The following is a 17,645-nucleotide window of genomic DNA, read 5'->3' on the forward strand; positions in this document are numbered from 1 at the left end:
TCGGCGGCGGTCGTCGGATCGGTGGCGGTCGCTGTGTCGGTGGCGGTGGCCCTGTCGGTGGCGGTCGTCGGGGTCTCGGCGGCCGCGGTTCAGCAGCGTTCGGCTCGCTCCGTCGCGACCCTCAGCACCTCGTCGATACGGTCCGCGCTGAGCCGCTCCCCGTCGGCGGCCGAGGCCGCGATGATCAATTCGCCGCACAGCTCGATCTCGGCGAGAGCGACGCAGTCCTGGTCAGTGGGCACTGTCGCGGTACTGGGCGGAGCCACGCGCATTCACCTCTTCCTGCCGGCGTCGGTCTCCCAGCGTAGGGAGCGCGCCACGCACCGCGCATGACACGTCCGGACCATTTGGGAATGGCCTGCGGACGCCCCCCGCTACGCCTCGATCTTCCCGGCGTAGATGTCCTTCCGGTTCGGCAGCCGTACGTCGACGGCGGCACCGAACCCGTACAGCAGGGTCGTCGACGCGACCGCGACCGTACGCCCCTGGTTGGCGAAGCTGAACTGGTGACGCACCTTGCGCAGCCGCCCCTCGTGGTCCAGATACGCGTCGAAGGGCACGGTGTCCTTGGCGAACCCTTTCGCCGCCGCGGCCAGCGCCCCGCGCACCTGCGGCGAGGCCGCTCGGGCGGCCACGGCGATGTCCGTGACCCCCCGGTAGTGGCTGACTTTCACCCCTGCCAGGTCGACCTCGCCGACGTACGTCACCTGCCGCACGCCGCGCAGCAGCTCGGCTGCGGCGGCCGGGTCGGTGGCCCCGCCGGTGACGAGGTTGCCGTCGTCGAGGGTGGTGGTGTCCACCCGTACCCACTTGTCGGCCGGGACGCCGGCCCCGCGGTTCTTCATGTAGAGCGCGCCGGGCGCCAGCAGTTCGGTGATGGGCCGGTGCTCGGAGGCCCCGGCGGCGTCCTTGGGCAGGACGACCTGGAGGCGTCCGGTACGACGGCGGAAGTCGTACCCGCCCTCGCCCCGGATGGTCACCCGGGTCCCGCCGGTCGCCATCTCCATGCTCGTACTCGCCTTGGAGGTGCCGGCCCTGGTCAGCACCTCGGCCGCGTCCCGCACGGTCCTCGTCGGGTCGCCGCCCGGCTTGGGGTCCTCGGGGGCGGCGCACCCGCCCGTGGTCACCGCCCCGACCAGGACCGCCGCGACAGCGAGGGAGCCGCCCCCGCGCCCGTACCGCTGCACCACCATCGCCTGCCAACCCCCAACGCCGTACCGCTGCCTGTCCGGGACCCGCCCGACCCGCCTAACGACGGTCCTGGGCCACCCGTCACGCGCAGTACGGTGGATCCGTGCATCAGCAGGCCCCGCATCACACGACCACGACGGAACGCGGCTCCTTCGCGATAGCCCGGTGCAGCTGTGGCTGGACGGGCCCGGCACGCCGATCGAGGGAGAAGGCCCGGTCGGACGCGACGACGCACGCGGCGGAGGCACGGCAGCCGACCGCCTAGGGGTACAGGCAGTGCCGACCGCGGCCAGGTCCCCCACCACGCCCCGCGGTCGGCCCTTACGCGGCCAGGTCCTTCTCGGCGGACCCCATGCGCTGCTCGGGGACGCCGAGCGTCTCGGGCAGCGGGCAGCGCTCTGCGGCGCTCCGGGAGCGGACCAGCCTCGCCCCGTGCCGGGAGCGGGCGACGGCGGAGACCAGCGGGGTCAGCAGGGCGAGGGCGACGGGCGCGAGGAGCAGGGCCACCGCCGTACCGAGGGCGAAGCCGCCGATGACGTCGGTCGGGTAGTGCACGCCCATGTAGACGCGGCAGAAGCCCTCGGCGAAGGCGAGGGCGATGGCGGCGAGGCCGAACTTCCGGTGGGCGACGAAGATCCCGACGCCGATGGCCATCGCCATGGTGGCGTGGTCGCTGACGAAGGAGAAGTCGGTCTTGCCGTCGACGAGGACGTCGAGGCCCTCGTGGTCCTTGAACGGCCGGGGCCGCTCGACGAACCCCCGGATGGGGATGTTGACGAGCAGCGCGATGCCCGCGGCGATCGGGGCCCAGACGAGTCCCGAGAGGGCGGTGACGGAGTCGGTGAGCGTGCCGCGCCGGCGGACGCTCCACCAGCACCCGAGCGCGACGAGGACGAGGCCGAGCATGATCCCGTACTCGCCGACGAACCCCATGACGCGGTCGAACCACGGCGGGGCTTCCCGCGCCAGCCCGTTGATGTCGTAGAGCAGGCTGACATCGGGGTTCGAACCGTCCGATGCGAGTCCAGCCATCTGCTGAGGCCCCTTGCCTTGTCACGTGAGTCGACCGTGGCCGGTCGGATCAGGAAACGAACCGCCTGAGGCGGGCGTTCCGCTCTTCCTCGACGATCACCATGACGTTACCGAAGAGAGACACGTCGTCGCAGCTCAGGGCCTGCGCTTGACGGAGAGTTCCGACCAGTTCCGGCCATGTCCGACGGAATGTCAGGTCTGCGGCAGGTGGGTCGGCAGCGCAGCCGCGCCCTCCTCGGTGACCCGGGTCGCCCCGAAGTAGTCCGGAGTGTCGACCTTGGTGAAGCGGATCACGGCCCCGGTGCGCGGCGCGTCGATCATGTAGCCGCCGCCGACGTAGATGCCGACGTGCCTGATGGCACGTGAATTGGTCAGGTCGTCGGAGAAGAAGACGAGGTCACCCGGGAGCAGCTCGGCGCGGGCCGGATGAGGCCCCGCGTTGTACTGGTCGTTGGCGACGCGCGGCAGCTCGATCCCGACGGTCCGGTACGCGGCCTGTGTCAACCCGGAGCAGTCGAATCGGCCATTCTGCGCGGCTGTTCCCGTACCGCCCCAGAGATAGGGCGTGCCGAGCTTCTGCTGCGCGAAGTGGATCGCTCCGGCGGCCTGCCGCGAGGGGTCGACCCGGCCCAGGGGCCGGGCGAAGCTCTTCTCCAGGGAGCGGATGATCCGCACGTAGTTCTGTGTCTCGCTGATGCGCGGCACCCCGCCGGACTTTATGACCCGGTACGCCCCCGCGTTGTACGCGGCGAGCATGTTGTTCGTCGGGTCGCCCGGCACGTCCTTCACATAGCCGGCGAGCTCGCAGTCGTACGAGGCGGCGGACGGGATCGCGTCCGCCGGGTCCCAGACGTCCCGGTCGCCGTCCTTGTCGCCGTCGATCCCGTGGCCCGCCCAGGTGCCGGGGATGAACTGGGCGATGCCCATGGCGTTGGCGGGCGAGACGACCCGCGGGTTCCAGCCGCTCTCCTGGTAGAGCTGCGCGGCGAGCAGGGCGGGGTTGATGGCGGGGCAGAGGTTCCCCCACTTCTGCACCAGCCCCTGGTACGCGGCCGGCACGGCCCCCTTGGCCAGCCCGACGGTGCCGTTCTTGGCGTTCCCGGCACCACCGAGGAGCCCGGCGGCGGCGGAGTACGTCCCGACGACGAGCAGCGCGACGAAGCCGAAGCACATCCCGATGACCCCGGCGCCCACCAGCCACGCCTTGCGCGCCCCTCGCGCCCTACGCACCGTCAACCACCCCTAGGGTCTTGGCAGTCCATCCCGGCCAAGTCTAGGTGGCGGGAGGCTGTTCGGGGGGTGGCGAACGGGACGGACCGGAAGTGTCCCGAGGCGGCCGACAGCCCCCGCGGACGACACCGCCCGCACTACAGTGCGGCGACGTGGACCCCTTGAGACCCGGGCAGGACCCCGCGCGCATAGGCGACCACATCCTGCTCGGGGACGGGGATTGGACGGTGGTCGCCTACCGCGCCGACGGCGACGACCGGGCCGAGTGGCGGCGCTTCGGCTGCACGGGCTTCCACACACCGCCGTCCCGGCCCTAGGTCGTGCCCGGAGGGATCCGTCCACGCCGCCCTCACTTCCGCTTCAGCACCTCCACCAGGCTGGAGCTGCTGTCCTGTCCGTGTCCCGCCTCGACACCGCGCCGGAAGAGGTCGACGACGGCGGCGGGGAGCGCTCCGTCGACGCCCGCGTCGGTGACGGTGTGCAGGACGTGTTCGGTGCTCGCCAGCCCCATCGCGAGACGGTCGACGTCACCGGAGTGGTCACCGGCGTCGACGCGCGGTGCGTAGAACTCCACGAACTGCTGCAGGTCCAGGGCGTTGACGGCGTACGGCAGGAGGTCGGCGGCCTTGAAGCCGTGCGCGTCGGCGAGCGCGAGGGCCTGCCAGTAACCGCTGAGGGCGGTCCAGAACATGACCATGTTGAGCTGATAGAACAGCGCGGCCAGACCGGGGTCCTCGCCACGGTAGTCCGTGCCGGTGAGCACTTCGAGGGCGGGGCGGTGGGCCTCGAAGACCTCGCGCGGGCCGCTGTAGAAGGCGGAGGAGCCGGGGTCGCCGATGCCGGACGGCGGCACGAGCACCCCACCGGTGAGCTGGACCGCGCCCCGCTCCTGCGCCCAAGCCGCGGCCGCCTGGGCCCGACGGGGTGTGTCGGAGCTGAGGTTGACGAGGACCCGGCCGGCCAGGACAGCGGGGTCGACCCCGTCCAGTACGGCGTACAGAGCCGCGTAGTCGGTGAGGCTGACGATCACGAGCTCGTTGGCGGCCACGGCCTCGGCGGGTGAGGCGGCGAGGACGGCGCCGCGGCGCACGAGGTCGTCGGCGCGGGAGGCGGTGCGGTTCCACAGGGTGACGCGGTAGCCCTGGTCGAGATAGGCGCCGGCCATGGCGTGGCCCATGGGGCCGAGCCCGATGACGGTGACGGAGTTGCGCATAGCGATGTCCTCCCTAAAACGAACGCTCTATTTAGAGCCGGGACCAGAAACGTAGCACAGCTCTAAAACGAACGCTCTACTCAATGCCTCGTTACACTCACCCCATGCAGACCAGCACCGGCTCCACGAGCACGCGGGATCGGATCATCGTCGCCGCCTCCCGCCTCATCCAGCGCCAGGGATACGTCGGCACAGGCATCAAGCAGATCGCCACCGAGGCGGAGGCCACCCTCGGCTCCGTCTACCACTTCTTCCCCGGCGGGAAGGAAGCCGTGGCGGTCGCGGCGATGGAGTACGGCCGCGAGGAGTTCGCCGCGGTCCTGCGTACCGCTCTGGACGGCGAGGACGACCCCGCCGAGGCCGTCGACGCCTGCGCCCGCCTCCTGGCCAAGGAACTCCGCGCCTCCGGCTGGACCGACGGCTGCCCGGTCACCGCGGCCGCCCTGGAGACGCTCGGCACGGACAACCCCATCCAACGCGCCTGCGCCGAAGCCCTGCTGGCCTGGCAGAACCTGGTCGCCGACAAGCTCCTCGGCTGCGGCTTCCCGGACCCCGAGGCGCGCGATCTCGCGGCGACGGTCATCAACACCCTGGAAGGCGCCGAAGTGACCGCCCAGGTCACGCGCTCGGAGACCCCGCTCCTGCTGGCCGGCCGCCACCTCTCCCGACTGATCGCCTCCTACGCCTGACGACCACCCCAAGAGTGCAACAACGACAGTCATTGCCCGGAGTCACCCTCCGTGATACACAGAGTGACCATACGCTTCTTCGTAGAGAAACCGGCCACACCGTCGCAGGTCAAGACGGCCAGTTCGGTCATGTGTGCGGGGATCGGGTAAAGAGAGCCGTCAAGCCGTCACACGCGAGCGGTTTCATCAGCGAAGATAGGGCGATGACCCATGCCATCGGGCAGGGGCGACGAACTACCCAACAGGGGCGGTGAGTTACATGTACCTGGCGGCCGAGAAGGGCGACATCACCACCATCATCGGTGGAATCGCCCCGAACTGGGGGCCTTTCGGGAGCCTGGGCAATGAAGCCAAGGTGATGATCGAGGTCGTGATGGCCGTGGCCATCCTGCTCTGCCTCGGCATCGCCATCTGGGGTGCGGCGAAGCAGCGCATCGGCGCGACCGCCCTCAGGGACACGTTCAGCGCCGAGCAGGGCAAGGGCCTGATCGTGGCCGGTCTGACCGGAGTCTTCATCATCGGATCACTCGGGACGCTGTTCACGATCGTGTACGGGATGGCCGTCTAACCACCGAGGTCACGTTCCCTGATGTCCAGTCAGCACACCGCGCCCGCGCGGAAACCACGAACGGTTGAGGGGGCGTACCCGTCATGAGCCTCGGCGACGACAACGACGGCTTCGGCGGCTCGGGCCAGACCCGCACGCGCCTCCCCGAGGGCGGCACCGGCGACGTCTACGGCGGCGCCCGCCGCCCACCGGCCCGCACCTCGCGGTCGCTCGTCACGGTCGTGGGCGTGGTGGTCCTGCTGATCGCCGCGATCGCCTTCGCGAACAGAGGCGGCGCCGGGGACGAGACCGGCGACAACGCCGCGGCCTCCTCCTCCGCCCCCGGCGCCCCCGCCCCGACGGCGGCGACGGGCGTCCGCCCGGTGACGGGCAAGAACGGCACGATCCCGACGGGCTTCGCCCGAGACGAACAGGGCGCCCAGAGCGCGGCGGTGAACTACTCGGTACCGCTCGGATCCGCCGACATGTTCGTGGCCTCCCGCCGCCACGAGATCGTCAACTCGGTCTACGCCCCGGCAGCTGCCGCCGAACGCGGCGACGACCTGGACAAGGTCTACTCGGACAAGGGATTCCTCGCCCGCATCGGGCTGCAGGAGGACGGCACGGCTCCGAGCGGGCTGACGTTCATCTCCCGGGTCATCCCCGTGGGCTCGAAGATCGAGAGCTACAGCAGTGACCGGGCCACGGTCGCCGTCTGGTTCTCGTCGCTGTTCGGCATGGCCGGCGAGGGGTCCACGAACCCCGTGTCCGAGAGCTGGTACACGACCACGTACCAACTGCAGTGGGTCGGCGGCGACTGGAAGGTGACGGACTTCGACCAGAAGGACGGCCCGGTGCCGGTCGGCCGTGACCAGAGGGCCTCCAGCGCGGAGGAGATGGCCGACGCCGTCGACCAGTTCGGGGGGTTCACCTATGCCCGGTAAGCGTCCGCCTCGTACGCTCGCCATCGTCGCCGCCGCCACCGCGGTACAGGCCTCGCTGGTTCTTCTTGGAGGTCGTGCCTTCGCGGCGCCGACACCGACGCCCAGCCCGAGCACGAGCAACGACCCGTGCGACCTTATCCGCGGGCCCGCACGCGAATACTGCAACAGCGGCGAACCCGGCAGCTCCGGCCGCACCGGGCTCGAGGACCCCACCACCGCCCTCGACCCCCTCTCCTCCCTCGCCCGCGGCTGCGCCGACGCCGCCGTCGCCATCGTCGACAAGCTCTCCCAGGCCGTCAAAGAGACCGCCGACGTCGACTTCACCAACCTCGAGTTCCTCGGCCGCTACGCCATCGTCTTCGCCGCCGCCACCTTCCTCACCCTCCTCCTCTGGCTCCTCGCCGTCGCCAAGCGCGCCATCCGCGGCGTCCCCCTCACCACCGCCATCTCCGAGGCCATCGGCTTCCTCTGGCTGACCGTCCTCGCCTCCGCCTTCACCCCGCTCATCCTCTACACCGTCGTCAACGCCACCGACGCCGTCACCGAAGTCATCGCCTCCGGCACCGGCCAGCAGACCGACGTCTTCTTCGGCAGCTTCAAACAAGCCCTGCAGAAGGGCGACGACATCGGCGGCGGGCCGATCATGCTGATCATCGTGTCGCTGGTGAGCATCCTCGCCGCCGGCGTGCTCTACCTCGAGCTGTTCCTGCGCGCCGTCCTGCTCTACGTCGGCGCCCTCCTCGGCGTCGTCGTCTACGCCGGGCTCGTCGACAAGAACATGTGGGGCCACGTCCGCCGCTGGGCCGGGATCATGATCGCGGTCATCCTCGTCAAGCCGGTCATCGTCATCGTCCTCGGCCTCGCCGGCGCGCTCTCCTCCGGAACCGGACCCGACTCGTTCTCCGCCGTCGTGTCCGGGCTCGCGATCATCCTGCTCGCCATCTTCGCCTCCGCCATGATCTACCGCTTCGTCCCCGGCTTCGGCGACGAGATCGTCGCCTCCCGCAACAACCGCCTCCACCGCGCCGGCGAGAACGCGGCCGCCGCCGTCATCTCCTCCCCCGCCTCCCTCGTCTCCCAGGGCATCAAGACCCACAGCGCCCGCGGCGACGGCGGCCAGAGCCAAGGAGGAAGCGGCAACAGCCGCCCCGCCAACCCCCTCGCCGGCGGTGTCGCCGCCCACAGCAGCCGCGGGGGCTCGGCCGGGGGCGGCGGCGGAACTGTCCCCTCCGCCGCACCCCCGCCCCGTAGCAGCAGCCCCACATCAGGCACCCCGCACAGCAGCCGCAAGAACACAGGAAGCACAGGAGGTGGAGGGCGTTGACGACCCAGTCCCAGCCGGTCACGCCCCGCCGTACGTATCTCATCGGCCGCGCCCGGCCGAACGCGATCGTCGGCAAGAACCGCGAGACCGGCGAGATCGCCCTGATCATCGCCGGTGCGTTCCTCGGCATGATGAGCGGACTCCTCGTCCCCGTCCTCACCCTGCGGATCGTGCTGCTCACCGGCTTCCCGATGCTCGCGCTCGCCGCCGTGTACGTCCCGTACAAGCACCGCACGTTCTACAAGTGGTTCGAGATCAACCGCAGCTACAAGCGGAGCCTGAAGCGCGGCACCGCCTACCGGTCCGCCGCCGCCGAAGCCGGCACACGGCTCGACGGCCGCGAGGTCGAGATCGGCCCGCCCCCCGGCATCGGCCGGATCAACTGGCTCGCCGCACCCTTCGGCCCCGACGAGATCGCCGTACTCCTCCACGCCGACCGCCGCACCGTCACCGCCGCCATCGAGATCGAAGGCCCCGGCGTCGGCCTGCGCGACAGCGAGGACCAGGAAGCGCTGGTGGACCGTTTCGGCACGCTCCTCAAGCACGTCGCCAACGGAGACGGCTTCGTCACCCGCCTCCAGATGCTCGCCCGCACCCTCCCCGCCGACCCCGACGCCCACGCCAAGGACGTCGGCCAGCGCGGCGACCCGCACGCCCCGGCCTGGCTCCAGGAGTCGTACGAACAGCTCCAGTCCATGGTCTCCACCTCCAGCGAGCAGCACCGCGCCTACCTCGTGGCCTGCATGCACTACACCCGCGAACTCGCCGCCGAGGCCAATGCCATGGCCCGCGCCGCCCGCCACACCTCCGGCGCCCGCAGGCTCGACCGCGACGCCGGACTCGCCGTCGTCATGGCCCGCGAACTCACCGACATCTGCGCCCGCCTCGCCGAGGCCGACATCCGCGTACGCCAGCCCCTCGGCCAGTCCCGGCTCGCCTCCCTCGTGCACTCCATGTACGACCCGGACCACCCCATCGACCACATCCAGGCCATGACGAAGCGAAACGCCTGGCCCGCCGAACTCGACGCGATGGAACCGACCTACCTCCAGGCCAAAACCCGCGAGTCCTCCACCCGCGCCCCCTGGTGCCACGCCACCGCCTGGGTGAAGGAGTGGCCGATGACCCCCGTCGGCGTCAACTTCCTCGCCCCGCTCCTCGTCCACACCCCGGACGTGATCCGTACGGTCGCCGTGACCATGGACCTCGAACCCACCGAGGTCGCCATCGAGCGGATGCTCACCGAGAAGACCAACGACGAGGCCGAGGCCTCCCGCCAGGCCAAGATGAACCGCACCGTCGACCCGCGCGACATCGCCGCGCACGGCCGGCTCGACCAGCGGGGCGAGGACCTCGCCAGCGGCGCCGCGGGCGTCAACCTCGTCGGGTACATCACCGTCTCGTCGCGCTCGCCCGAGGCCCTGGCCAGGGACAAGCGCACGATCAGGGCCTCCGCCGGCAAGTCCTACCTGAAGCTGGAGTGGTGCGACCGCGAGCACCACCGGGCCTTTGTGAACACGTTGCCGTTCGCGACCGGCATCCGCCGCTAGCCACGAGACGCCAGCCGCTAAGGGGCCCGCGCACATGCGAGATCCACTCTCCGCCGTCACCGAGGCGTTCACCTCCTTCCTCTTCGGGAAGGTGGAGACGACCCGGCTCCCCGTCCGTACCTCCACCGGACAGGCCCAGGCCGTCTACCTCCCGACGGCCGCCCCCGGCCTCGGCGACTCCGGCGTGATCATCGGCCGCGAGGTCTACAGCGGCAAGGGCTACATCTACGACCCCTTCCAGCTGTACGGCCAGCAGCTCCCGGCACCCCACTGGCTCGTGCTCGGCGAATCCGGCAACGGCAAGTCCGCGCTGGAGAAGACCTACGTCCTGCGCCAACTGCGCTTCCGCGACCGCCAGGTCGTCGTCCTCGACGCCCAGGGCGAGGACGGCGTCGGCGAATGGAACCTCATCGCCCAGGAACTGGGGATAACCCCCATCCGCCTCGACCCGATGGTCGCCGTCGACGCCGGCATCCGGCTCAACCCGCTCGACCCGTCGATCACCACGACCGGGCAGCTCGCCCTGCTCCGTACGATCATCGAGGTCGCCATGGGCCACGGCCTCGACGAGCGCGCCGGCTTCGCGCTCAAGGTCGCCCACGCGTACGTCAACGAACACATCACCGACCGCCAGCCGATCCTCACCGACATCGTCGAGCAGCTCCGCCACCCCAAGGAGGAGTCGGCGGAGGCGATGAACGTCGACATAGACGACGTACGCGCCTGGGGCCTGGACGTCGCCCTCGTCCTCGACCGGCTGGTCGACGGCGACCTGCGCGGCATGTTCGACGGCCCGACCACCGTCGGCATCGACCTCGATGCGCCGCTCATCGTCTTCGACCTCTCCCACATCGACCGCAACTCCATCGCCATGCCGATCCTCATGGCGATCGTCGGCGTGTGGCTGGAGCACACCTGGATCCGCCCCGACCGGAAGAAGCGCATCTTCCTGGTCGAGGAGGCCTGGCACATCATCAACAGCCCCTTCGTGGCGCAGCTTTTCCAGCGGCTGCTGAAGTTCGGCCGCCGACTCGGCCTGTCCTTCGTCGCCGTCGTCCACCACCTCTCGGACGTCGTGGACGGCGCGGCGGCACGGGAGGCCGCGGCCATCCTCAAGATGGCCTCGACCCGGACCATTTATGCCCAGAAAGCCGACGAGGCCCGCGCCACCGGACGCGTCCTCGGCCTGCCACGCTGGGCGGTCGAGATCATCCCGACGCTCACCCCCGGCATCGCCGTCTGGGACGTCAACGGCAACGTGCAGGTGGTCAAACACCTCATCACCGAGAAGGAACGGCCGCTCGTCTACACCGACCGCGCCATGACGGAGTCGTCCGTCGATCCCGACATGGACCCGTCCATCGACCCGGAACTGGAGTGGGAGACGGAACAGCGCGCCGCGCTCATCGAGCAGCACCTGAACGACACGGTGGCCTGAGATGTCCCGGGAACGACAGCAGGGAGGTATCCCGGACGGCCTGGTGATCGGCCTCGTCGGCTTCGTCCTCGGCCTGAGCGTGCTGGTCTGGACGGCGACCGGCCTGGCCGCCCTGCTCTCGAAGGGCGCCTGGCCGGCCGGGGTCACCTTCACCAGGACCCCGATGGCCGTACGCGCCCTGATCGGCAGCCCCCAGGACCTGCCGGGCGCGTGGCCCGACACCCCGGCGGACGAACTGTCGGGGTACGGGCTGTTCTGGGGTCTGCTCATCGGCGAGCTGATGGTGCTGATCGTCTTCGGGGTGTTCGTGGTGGGCACGCTGGCCCGGTGGAGAGCGGTACGGGCGGGCAGACGGGCCGCGTACGGTACGGCAGCGACTGTTGTCGCGGAGCGGACGCCCGCCGGGGCCGCCGTGGAGACCCCGGCCGCGCAGCCGACGGCCGGAGAAACCCCGGCCCCGCAACCGGCCCCGCAACCGGCCCCCGTCGCGCCGGAGACCGTAGCAGCCCCGGCCCCCACCCGCGAAGCCCCCGCCCCCGAAGCCGTCGTCCCCGCGCCCCGCGCCCCCCGTCTCCTCTACGGCGCCCCCGCCACCCGCCGCCCCGCCGCCCTCCAGGCCGTCCAGGACGCCGAAGGCCCCGTGCTCGTCGTCACCTCCGACCCCACGGTCTGGGCGGAGACCAAGGACGCCCGCGGCAAGCTCGGCCCCGTCCTCGTCTACGACCCCTGCCACCTCTGCGACACCCCCGCCCGCCTCCACTGGTCGCCGTCCGAACACTGCGAGGAGCCGGCCACGGCCCAGGAACGGGCGATCGCGCTCCTCGCCCCCGTACGCCCGCCGTCCCGTCTGGACGCCGCCGTCGCCGACACCGCCGAAACGCTCCTGCGCTGCTGGCTGCACGCCGCCGCCCTGGACGGCCGCCCCTTCAAGCAGGTCCACCGCTGGGCGCAGGGCGCGGGCGCCCACGAGCCCGTACGGATCCTCCGCACCCACCCCAAGGCCGCCGCCGGCCACGCCGGACTGCTGGAGTCCGCCCTCACCGCCCACGCGGAGCGCCGCGATGTGGCACAGGAGTTGACGGCCCGTGCGCTCTCCGCGCTCTCCTCGATCCACATCAGGGACGCCTGCGCCCCGAATCGAACGGATTCGTTGACGCTGGAATCATTCGTGGCGGAAGGGGGCACCCTTTATGTGGTGGGCGAACCGATCGAGGACCCGCGCACCCACCCGGGCGCGATGCCTCTGCTCACCGCCCTCACCGCAAGCGTGGTCGAGCACGGCCGCCGCATGGCCGCACGGTCATCCGACGGTCGGCTCGACCCACCAATGACGCTCGTCCTCGACGACGTCGCCGCGGTGGCTCCTCTTCCCCGGCTCCCGGAACTGCTGGAGAACGGTCAGGACCAGGGCCTGCCGACCCTCGTCCTGCTCCGCTCCCAGGAACAGGCCCGCGCCCGCTGGCCCGAACCGCTCCCTCAGACGTAGGCGCGGCAGCGCAAGCTCCCCGCCTACGAGCTGAGCACCGGCCGCCGGATCTCGTACTCCACCTCGCGCGTCATCTCGTCCCCCGGCATGGGCACGGTCTCCCCCGACTCCACGAAACCGAACCGCCGGTAGAAGGCCCGGGCCCGCGCGTTGGCCTCGTGCACGTAGAGCCGCACCCGCTGGATCTCCGGCTCCGGCAGCGACCAGGACCACTCCACGCCCGCCCGGAAGAGCGCCTCGGTCGCCCCGTCACCGCGCGCCTCCGGCCGTACGTACACGCCCACTATGTGCGTCTGGTCGATCTTCGCCGGCTCCCCGAACCGCACCTCGTCCGCCGGCCGCTCCACCAGCACCGAGATCGTGCCCACCCACCTCCCGTCCAGCGCCTCGGCCACGAACTGACGCGCGCCCGTCCCGCCCTCGGCCGCCCCCTCCGTCCGCTCCCGCCAGAACGCATCGGGCCGGGCCACGGCCACGTCGTACGTCTCCAGGAAGGCCAGGTGCGCCACCGGGTCCTGGAGGGCCGCGAGCCGAATCTCGCGCGCCCGCTCCCACTCATCGGCGCGAATCGCGCGTATCAGATAGTCCATGGCCCGATCTTCACCGCCACCGGCCGCCCCCGACAAACCCATATCCCCGTCGTACCCCGGTACTACGTCGCCCCGCCCCGCTCCCACCCACGGTCGGACGATCCGCCGCCGCCCGCTCCGTAGCGTCGTGGACATGATCCGAGCAGAAGAACTCACCAAACGGTACGGCTCCAGGACCGTCGTCCAGGACCTCAGTTTCACCGTCCGCCCCGGCGCGGTCACCGGGTTCCTCGGCCCCAACGGCGCCGGAAAGTCCACCACCTTGCGCATGCTCCTCGGCCTCGACGCCCCCACCCGCGGCCGATCCACCATCGGCGGCCGCGCCTACGCCTCCCATCCCGCGCCCCTCACCCAGGTCGGCGCGCTCCTCGAAGCCCGCTCCCTGCACCCCGGCCGATCGGCCTTCCACCACCTCATGGCGCTCGCCCACACCCACGGCATCCCGCGCTCCCGCGTCGAGCACGTCCTCGGCCTCACGGGCCTGACCGACGTCGCCCGCCGCCGCGTCAAGGGCTTCTCGCTCGGCATGGGCCAGCGCCTCGGCATCGCCGCCGCGCTCCTCGGCGACCCGCAGACCGTCGTCCTCGACGAGCCCGTCAACGGCCTGGACCCCGAGGGCGTGCTGTGGATCCGTACGCTGCTCAAGTCCCTGGCGGCCGAGGGCCGTACGGTCCTCGTCTCCTCCCACCTGATGAGCGAGATGGCGCTGACCGCCGACCATCTGATCGTCATCGGAAAGGGCCGGCTCCTCGCCGACACGACCGTCGAGGCCCTCGTACGGGAGTCCGGCGGCGCCTCGGTCAAGGTGGTCACCCCCGAGCCGGCGCGGCTGCGCGCCCTGCTCCCGGAGGCCCGCATCACCGAAGAGTCCCCCGACACCCTCCGTATCACCGGCGTGGACTCCGTACGGATCGGCGGCACCGCCGCCGACCACGGGGTCCCGCTCCATGAACTCACCCCGCAGACCGCCTCCCTGGAGCAGGCGTTCATGGACCTCACCCACGACTCGGTCGAATACCAAGGAGCAGCGGCATGAGCACCCCCGTCATCACCCACGCGACCACTCCCGTGATCACCCCCGCCCGCATCCTGCGCTCCGAATGGCACAAGCTGTGGACGGTCCGCTCGACCTGGATCACCGTCCTCACCTCGGTCGCCTTCCTCCTCGGCATCGGCATCCTCATGGGCGCCACCTACACCTCCGACGGCGGCGACTCCGACGTCGACACGGTCGTCCTCACCCTCTACGGCTCCCAGCTCGGCGGGATCTGCCTCGCCGTCCTCGGCATCCTGGTCACCGCCGGCGAGTACGCCACCGGCCTCATCAGAGCCTCGCTGGCCGCCGTCCCGCGCCGCACGCCGGTCCTGTGGGCAAAGGCCGCGGTCTTCACGGCGGTCGTCTTCACCGTCTCCTTCGTGACCGCCCTGATCACCTTCCTCACCGCGCAGATCTTCCTCTCCGACACCGACCAGGCGGCCTCCCTCACCGACGACGGCGTCCTGTCCGCCATCGCGGGAAACGCCGCAGGCGTCACGCTGCTCAGCCTCATCGCCCTCGGCCTCGGCGCCGCGCTGCGCTCGGTGCCGGGCGCCATCGGGGCCTTCATCGGCGGCGTGCTGATCCTGCCCGAGGTCCTCGGCATGCTCCCGTACGACGCGATCGGGACCGCGATCAGGTACTTCCCCACCCAGGCCGCCGGAGCCCTCGGCTCCGCCGACCCGATGCCGGGCGCGGCCTCCCCGGGCGGCGCCCTGCTCGCCCTCTGCCTGTGGGCGGCGGCGGCCCTGATCGTCCCGGCCCTGTTGCTGAAGCGGCGAGACGTCTAGCCGGTGACGTACGAGGATGAGCGGGTGATCACGGAGAAGCGGCCCGGCACGGAAGAGGAACCCCTCAGCCGGTACATCCAGCGACTGACCCAGCGTGCCCGGGCCTTCGACGTACGCCGCCCCTGGGTCTGGGACGGACTGCTCACCACCTTCTGGACGGGCGCGGCCCTGGTCGACGCGGCGGGTGGCTGGCGGAACATCGCCCGCGACCCTTCCGTCCCGGTCTGGCTGGTCCTCGCCCTGAGCCTGACCTTGTCGGTCCCCCTGTTCTGGCGCCGCCGCCGCCCCCTGCCCGTCCTCGTCGTGATGGCGTGCGCCTCGCTCGTCAGCTGCTGCACCGGAGCCTTCCTCCAGGCCGGCTTCCTCCAGGCGGTCGCCGTCTTCGGCATCGCCCTGCGGCTGCCGCTGCGCACCCTCTGGTGGACGCCAGCCCTGATCACCCCACCCCTCGTGGTGGGTGCGATCCGCTTCCCGCAGGGAAGCTGGGACCAACAGGTCGTCCCCACCCTGTGGGCGTACGCGATGGTCGCCCTGCTCGGCATCGCGGTCCGCTCCCGCAAGGACTACACGGCCGCCCTCGTCGACCGGGCCCACCGCCTCGAGATCGAGCGCGACCAGCAGGCCCAGCTGGCGGCGGCCGCCGAACGCACCCGCATCGCCCGCGAGATGCACGACATCATCGGCCACAACCTCTCCGTCATCACCGGCCTCGCGGACGGCGGCCGGTACGCCGCGGCCAAGAGCCCCGAGCAGGCCGCCCAAGCCCTCGACGCCATCGGCACCACCAGCCGCCAGGCACTCGCCGAACTCCGCCGCCTGCTGCGCGGCGAGGCCGTACGCGACCCGCAGCCCACCCTGGCCGACCTCGGCTCGCTGATCGCCGGCGTACGGACCGCGGGCCTGCCGGTACGGCTGGAGATCCGCGACGAGCCCGCTCCCGAGGCCCAACCCCTCCCACCGGGAGCCCAGCTGACGGTCTACCGGGTCGTCCAGGAAGCACTGACCAACACGCTCAAGCACGCCGGCCCCGGGGCCGAGTCCTCCGTCCTCCTCTCCTACGGCCCGGAGGACGTGACGCTGTCGGTGGCGGACACGGGCGGCCCCGGGAGCGACATCATCGGCACCGGCCAGGGAGTTACGGGTATGCGCGAGCGCGCCGCCCTCTACGACGGCACACTCGAAGCGGGCCCTCTGCCGACCGGCGGCTGGCGCGTACGGCTCCGACTCCCCCTGGAGGATTCCCCCTCGTGACGACCGTGCTCATCGCGGACGACCAGCCGATGCAACGCTTCGGATTCCGCATGCTGTTGGAGAGCCAGGACGACATGACGGTCGTCGGTGAGGCACCGAACGGCACCGAGGCGATCCGCCTCGTGGACCGGTACCACCCCGATGTCGCCCTGATGGACATCCGGATGCCGGGCCTCGACGGCATCGAGGCCACGCGCCGCATCATCGCCGCCGGTGCCCGCACCCGCGTCCTGATCGTCACGACCTTCGACCTCGACGAGTACGCCTACGAGGGCCTCCGCGCCGGCGCCAGCGGCTTCCTCGTCAAGGACGCCCAGCCCGAGGAGCTCCTGTCGGGCATCCGCGCGGTCGCCGGCGGCGACGCGGTGGTGGCGCCCAGCCTCACCCGCCGCCTCCTGGACGCGTACATCCACCACCTGCCGCCCACCGCGGGCCCCCCACGGGAGGACCCCCGCCTCTCGGCCCTCACGGACCGGGAACGCGAGATCCTCACGGTCATCGGCCAGGGCTGGACGAACACGGAGATCGCGACCCGCCTCCACCTCGCGGAATCCACGGTGAAGACCCACGTGAGCCGCATCCTGTCGAAGACGGGCGCCCGCGACCGCGTCCAGGCAGTGATCCTGGCGTACGACACCCAGCTCGTCAGCCCGGGTCGGCCATGAGCTCCCACCCCTGGCCTCGCGCTTTCCCAAGACCGGCAAGCCGGCCGGCTCGCTAGCATGCGACGCATGGCCATCAAACTCGAGAACGTCGGCATCGCCGTTCGCGACCTCGAAGCAGCGATCTCCTTCTTCACCGATCTCGGCCTCACGGTCGTCGGCCGTGCCACGGTCAGTGGCGAGTGGACCGACACCGCCGTCGACCTTGATGGCAATCACGCCAACATTGCGATGCTCCAGACACCAGACGGTCATGGTCGCCTTGAGCTCTTCGAGTACATCCACCCCGAAGCGATCGAGTCGGAGCCCACTCGTCCCAACGAGATCGGCATGCATCGCGTCGCCTTCTCGGTCGACGACATCGACAAAGCCCTCGAGACAGCCGCACAGCACGGATGCTTTCCGCTTCGCGGTGTGGGGACCTATGAGAACGCCTACAAGCTCACGTACGTCCGCGGTCCCAGCGGCATCCTTGTGATGCTCGCCGAGGAGCTGAAGAAGAACTGACGGCTGATCGGGTCAACCGAGCCCTAAACGCAGAAAAGCCCCGCACCATAAGGTGCGGGGCTTTCCCACAATGATTGTTCGGCGGCGTCCTACTCTCCCACAGGGTCCCCCCTGCAGTACCATCGGCGCTGAAAGGCTTAGCTTCCGGGTTCGGAATGTAACCG

The 17,645-nt window shown here is 70.9% G+C and carries 19 protein-coding genes and 1 rRNA gene; 13 read left to right on the forward strand and 7 right to left on the reverse strand.

Features of this window, described 5'->3' with window-relative positions; genetic code table 11:
- Window positions 1-89 precede the first annotated feature (89 nt).
- From ACFYV5_RS19805 to ACFYV5_RS19820, 4 genes are all read right to left on the reverse strand, one after another.
- Entirely contained in the window at window positions 90-272 is a 183-nt protein-coding gene (locus tag ACFYV5_RS19805; protein ID WP_355104269.1) for a hypothetical protein, read from the reverse strand.
- A 102-nt stretch (window positions 273-374) separates the two neighbouring features.
- On the reverse strand, window positions 375-1,193 hold the full coding sequence (locus ACFYV5_RS19810) for a hypothetical protein (protein WP_355104267.1): 819 nt from the start codon (window positions 1,191-1,193) through the stop codon (window positions 375-377).
- A gap of 319 nt (window positions 1,194-1,512) precedes the next feature.
- The gene (locus ACFYV5_RS19815) at window positions 1,513-2,223 is read right to left on the reverse strand and encodes a phosphatase PAP2 family protein (protein WP_389169887.1); all 711 of its coding nucleotides are present in this window, start codon (window positions 2,221-2,223) and stop codon (window positions 1,513-1,515) included.
- A gap of 192 nt (window positions 2,224-2,415) precedes the next feature.
- Window positions 2,416-3,396: a bifunctional lytic transglycosylase/C40 family peptidase gene (locus ACFYV5_RS19820; RefSeq protein WP_355105911.1), complete on the reverse strand. Its 981-nt coding sequence runs from the start codon at window positions 3,394-3,396 to the stop codon at window positions 2,416-2,418.
- A 209-nt stretch (window positions 3,397-3,605) separates the two neighbouring features.
- Here ACFYV5_RS19820 and ACFYV5_RS19825 point away from each other — a divergent pair, with 209 nt between their 5' ends.
- Window positions 3,606-3,770 (forward strand): hypothetical protein, encoded by a 165-nt coding sequence (locus tag ACFYV5_RS19825; RefSeq protein WP_389169890.1) that lies wholly within the window; start codon window positions 3,606-3,608, stop codon window positions 3,768-3,770.
- A gap of 32 nt (window positions 3,771-3,802) precedes the next feature.
- On the opposite strand, the gene ACFYV5_RS19830 is transcribed toward ACFYV5_RS19825, so the two are convergent.
- Window positions 3,803-4,666, reverse strand: a complete 864-nt coding sequence (locus ACFYV5_RS19830) for an NAD(P)-dependent oxidoreductase (protein ID WP_389169893.1) — start codon at window positions 4,664-4,666, stop codon at window positions 3,803-3,805.
- Between the two features lie 104 nt (window positions 4,667-4,770).
- Between ACFYV5_RS19830 and ACFYV5_RS19835 the strand changes: the two genes are divergently transcribed.
- From ACFYV5_RS19835 to ACFYV5_RS19865, 7 genes are all read left to right on the forward strand, one after another.
- On the forward strand, window positions 4,771-5,355 hold the full coding sequence (locus ACFYV5_RS19835; RefSeq protein ID WP_389169895.1) for a TetR/AcrR family transcriptional regulator: 585 nt from the start codon (window positions 4,771-4,773) through the stop codon (window positions 5,353-5,355).
- A 259-nt stretch (window positions 5,356-5,614) separates the two neighbouring features.
- Window positions 5,615-5,923 carry a hypothetical protein gene (locus tag ACFYV5_RS19840; RefSeq protein ID WP_024757447.1) on the forward strand — a complete coding sequence of 103 codons (309 nt, stop codon included), beginning with the start codon at window positions 5,615-5,617 and terminating at the stop codon, window positions 5,921-5,923.
- Window positions 5,924-6,006: 83 nt separating this feature from the next.
- Window positions 6,007-6,846, forward strand: a complete 840-nt coding sequence (locus ACFYV5_RS19845) for a hypothetical protein (RefSeq protein ID WP_389169898.1) — start codon at window positions 6,007-6,009, stop codon at window positions 6,844-6,846.
- Complete coding sequence (locus ACFYV5_RS19850; RefSeq protein WP_389169900.1) at window positions 6,836-8,170, forward strand: hypothetical protein; 1,335 nt, start codon at window positions 6,836-6,838, stop codon at window positions 8,168-8,170. The genes ACFYV5_RS19845 and ACFYV5_RS19850 overlap by 11 nt, the downstream gene beginning before the upstream one ends.
- Window positions 8,167-9,720, forward strand: a complete 1,554-nt coding sequence (locus ACFYV5_RS19855) for an SCO6880 family protein (protein WP_355104253.1) — start codon at window positions 8,167-8,169, stop codon at window positions 9,718-9,720. Before ACFYV5_RS19850 ends, ACFYV5_RS19855 begins: the two co-directional genes overlap by 4 nt.
- Before the next feature lie 34 nt (window positions 9,721-9,754).
- Window positions 9,755-11,158: an ATP-binding protein gene (locus ACFYV5_RS19860; protein ID WP_355104251.1), complete on the forward strand. Its 1,404-nt coding sequence runs from the start codon at window positions 9,755-9,757 to the stop codon at window positions 11,156-11,158.
- A 1-nt stretch (window position 11,159) separates the two neighbouring features.
- The gene (locus ACFYV5_RS19865; RefSeq protein ID WP_389169904.1) at window positions 11,160-12,644 is read left to right on the forward strand and encodes a type VI secretion protein; all 1,485 of its coding nucleotides are present in this window, start codon (window positions 11,160-11,162) and stop codon (window positions 12,642-12,644) included.
- 23 nt (window positions 12,645-12,667) lie between these two features.
- On the opposite strand, the gene ACFYV5_RS19870 is transcribed toward ACFYV5_RS19865, so the two are convergent.
- Window positions 12,668-13,234, reverse strand: coding sequence for a GNAT family N-acetyltransferase (locus ACFYV5_RS19870; protein ID WP_389169907.1), 567 nt, complete (start codon window positions 13,232-13,234; stop codon window positions 12,668-12,670).
- Window positions 13,235-13,367: 133 nt separating this feature from the next.
- On the opposite strand from ACFYV5_RS19870, the gene ACFYV5_RS19875 reads away from it, so the two are divergent.
- The 5 genes from ACFYV5_RS19875 to ACFYV5_RS19895 all read left to right on the forward strand — a co-directional run bounded on the left by ACFYV5_RS19875 (window position 13,368) and on the right by ACFYV5_RS19895 (window position 17,481).
- Window positions 13,368-14,270 carry an ATP-binding cassette domain-containing protein gene (locus ACFYV5_RS19875; RefSeq protein WP_389169910.1) on the forward strand — a complete coding sequence of 301 codons (903 nt, stop codon included), beginning with the start codon at window positions 13,368-13,370 and terminating at the stop codon, window positions 14,268-14,270.
- On the forward strand, window positions 14,267-15,061 hold the full coding sequence (locus ACFYV5_RS19880; RefSeq protein WP_389169913.1) for an ABC transporter permease: 795 nt from the start codon (window positions 14,267-14,269) through the stop codon (window positions 15,059-15,061). The genes ACFYV5_RS19875 and ACFYV5_RS19880 overlap by 4 nt, the downstream gene beginning before the upstream one ends.
- Before the next feature lie 24 nt (window positions 15,062-15,085).
- On the forward strand, window positions 15,086-16,312 hold the full coding sequence (locus ACFYV5_RS19885) for a sensor histidine kinase (protein WP_389169916.1): 1,227 nt from the start codon (window positions 15,086-15,088) through the stop codon (window positions 16,310-16,312).
- Complete coding sequence (locus ACFYV5_RS19890) at window positions 16,309-16,977, forward strand: response regulator (protein WP_389169919.1); 669 nt, start codon at window positions 16,309-16,311, stop codon at window positions 16,975-16,977. The genes ACFYV5_RS19885 and ACFYV5_RS19890 overlap by 4 nt, the downstream gene beginning before the upstream one ends.
- Before the next feature lie 66 nt (window positions 16,978-17,043).
- On the forward strand, window positions 17,044-17,481 hold the full coding sequence (locus ACFYV5_RS19895) for a VOC family protein (protein WP_389169922.1): 438 nt from the start codon (window positions 17,044-17,046) through the stop codon (window positions 17,479-17,481).
- A gap of 76 nt (window positions 17,482-17,557) precedes the next feature.
- Here the strand turns inward: ACFYV5_RS19895 and rrf are convergent.
- Window positions 17,558-17,645 (reverse strand): 5S ribosomal RNA (rrf, locus tag ACFYV5_RS19900); the annotation flags it as partial.

Source organism: Streptomyces sp. NPDC003035 (assembly GCF_042888285.1).
GTDB lineage: Bacteria > Actinomycetota > Actinomycetes > Streptomycetales > Streptomycetaceae > Streptomyces.

Bases quoted from the DNA above. Each gene is read 5' to 3' on its own strand.
- ACFYV5_RS19805 (WP_355104269.1), bottom strand. From the start codon at position 272: ATGCGCGTGGCTCCGCCCAGTACCGCGACAGTGCCCACTGACCAGGAC.
- ACFYV5_RS19810 (WP_355104267.1), bottom strand. From the start codon at position 1,193: ATGGTGGTGCAGCGGTACGGGCGCGGGGGCGGCTCCCTCGCTGTCGCG.
- ACFYV5_RS19815 (WP_389169887.1), bottom strand. From the start codon at position 2,223: ATGGCTGGACTCGCATCGGACGGTTCGAACCCCGATGTCAGCCTGCTC.
- ACFYV5_RS19820 (WP_355105911.1), bottom strand. From the start codon at position 3,396: ATGTGCTTCGGCTTCGTCGCGCTGCTCGTCGTCGGGACGTACTCCGCC.
- ACFYV5_RS19830 (WP_389169893.1), bottom strand. From the start codon at position 4,666: ATGCGCAACTCCGTCACCGTCATCGGGCTCGGCCCCATGGGCCACGCC.
- ACFYV5_RS19835 (WP_389169895.1), top strand. From the start codon at position 4,771: ATGCAGACCAGCACCGGCTCCACGAGCACGCGGGATCGGATCATCGTC.
- ACFYV5_RS19840 (WP_024757447.1), top strand. From the start codon at position 5,615: ATGTACCTGGCGGCCGAGAAGGGCGACATCACCACCATCATCGGTGGA.
- ACFYV5_RS19845 (WP_389169898.1), top strand. From the start codon at position 6,007: ATGAGCCTCGGCGACGACAACGACGGCTTCGGCGGCTCGGGCCAGACC.
- ACFYV5_RS19850 (WP_389169900.1), top strand. From the start codon at position 6,836: ATGCCCGGTAAGCGTCCGCCTCGTACGCTCGCCATCGTCGCCGCCGCC.
- ACFYV5_RS19860 (WP_355104251.1), top strand. From the start codon at position 9,755: ATGCGAGATCCACTCTCCGCCGTCACCGAGGCGTTCACCTCCTTCCTC.
- ACFYV5_RS19865 (WP_389169904.1), top strand. From the start codon at position 11,160: ATGTCCCGGGAACGACAGCAGGGAGGTATCCCGGACGGCCTGGTGATC.
- ACFYV5_RS19870 (WP_389169907.1), bottom strand. From the start codon at position 13,234: ATGGACTATCTGATACGCGCGATTCGCGCCGATGAGTGGGAGCGGGCG.
- ACFYV5_RS19875 (WP_389169910.1), top strand. From the start codon at position 13,368: ATGATCCGAGCAGAAGAACTCACCAAACGGTACGGCTCCAGGACCGTC.
- ACFYV5_RS19880 (WP_389169913.1), top strand. From the start codon at position 14,267: ATGAGCACCCCCGTCATCACCCACGCGACCACTCCCGTGATCACCCCC.
- ACFYV5_RS19895 (WP_389169922.1), top strand. From the start codon at position 17,044: ATGGCCATCAAACTCGAGAACGTCGGCATCGCCGTTCGCGACCTCGAA.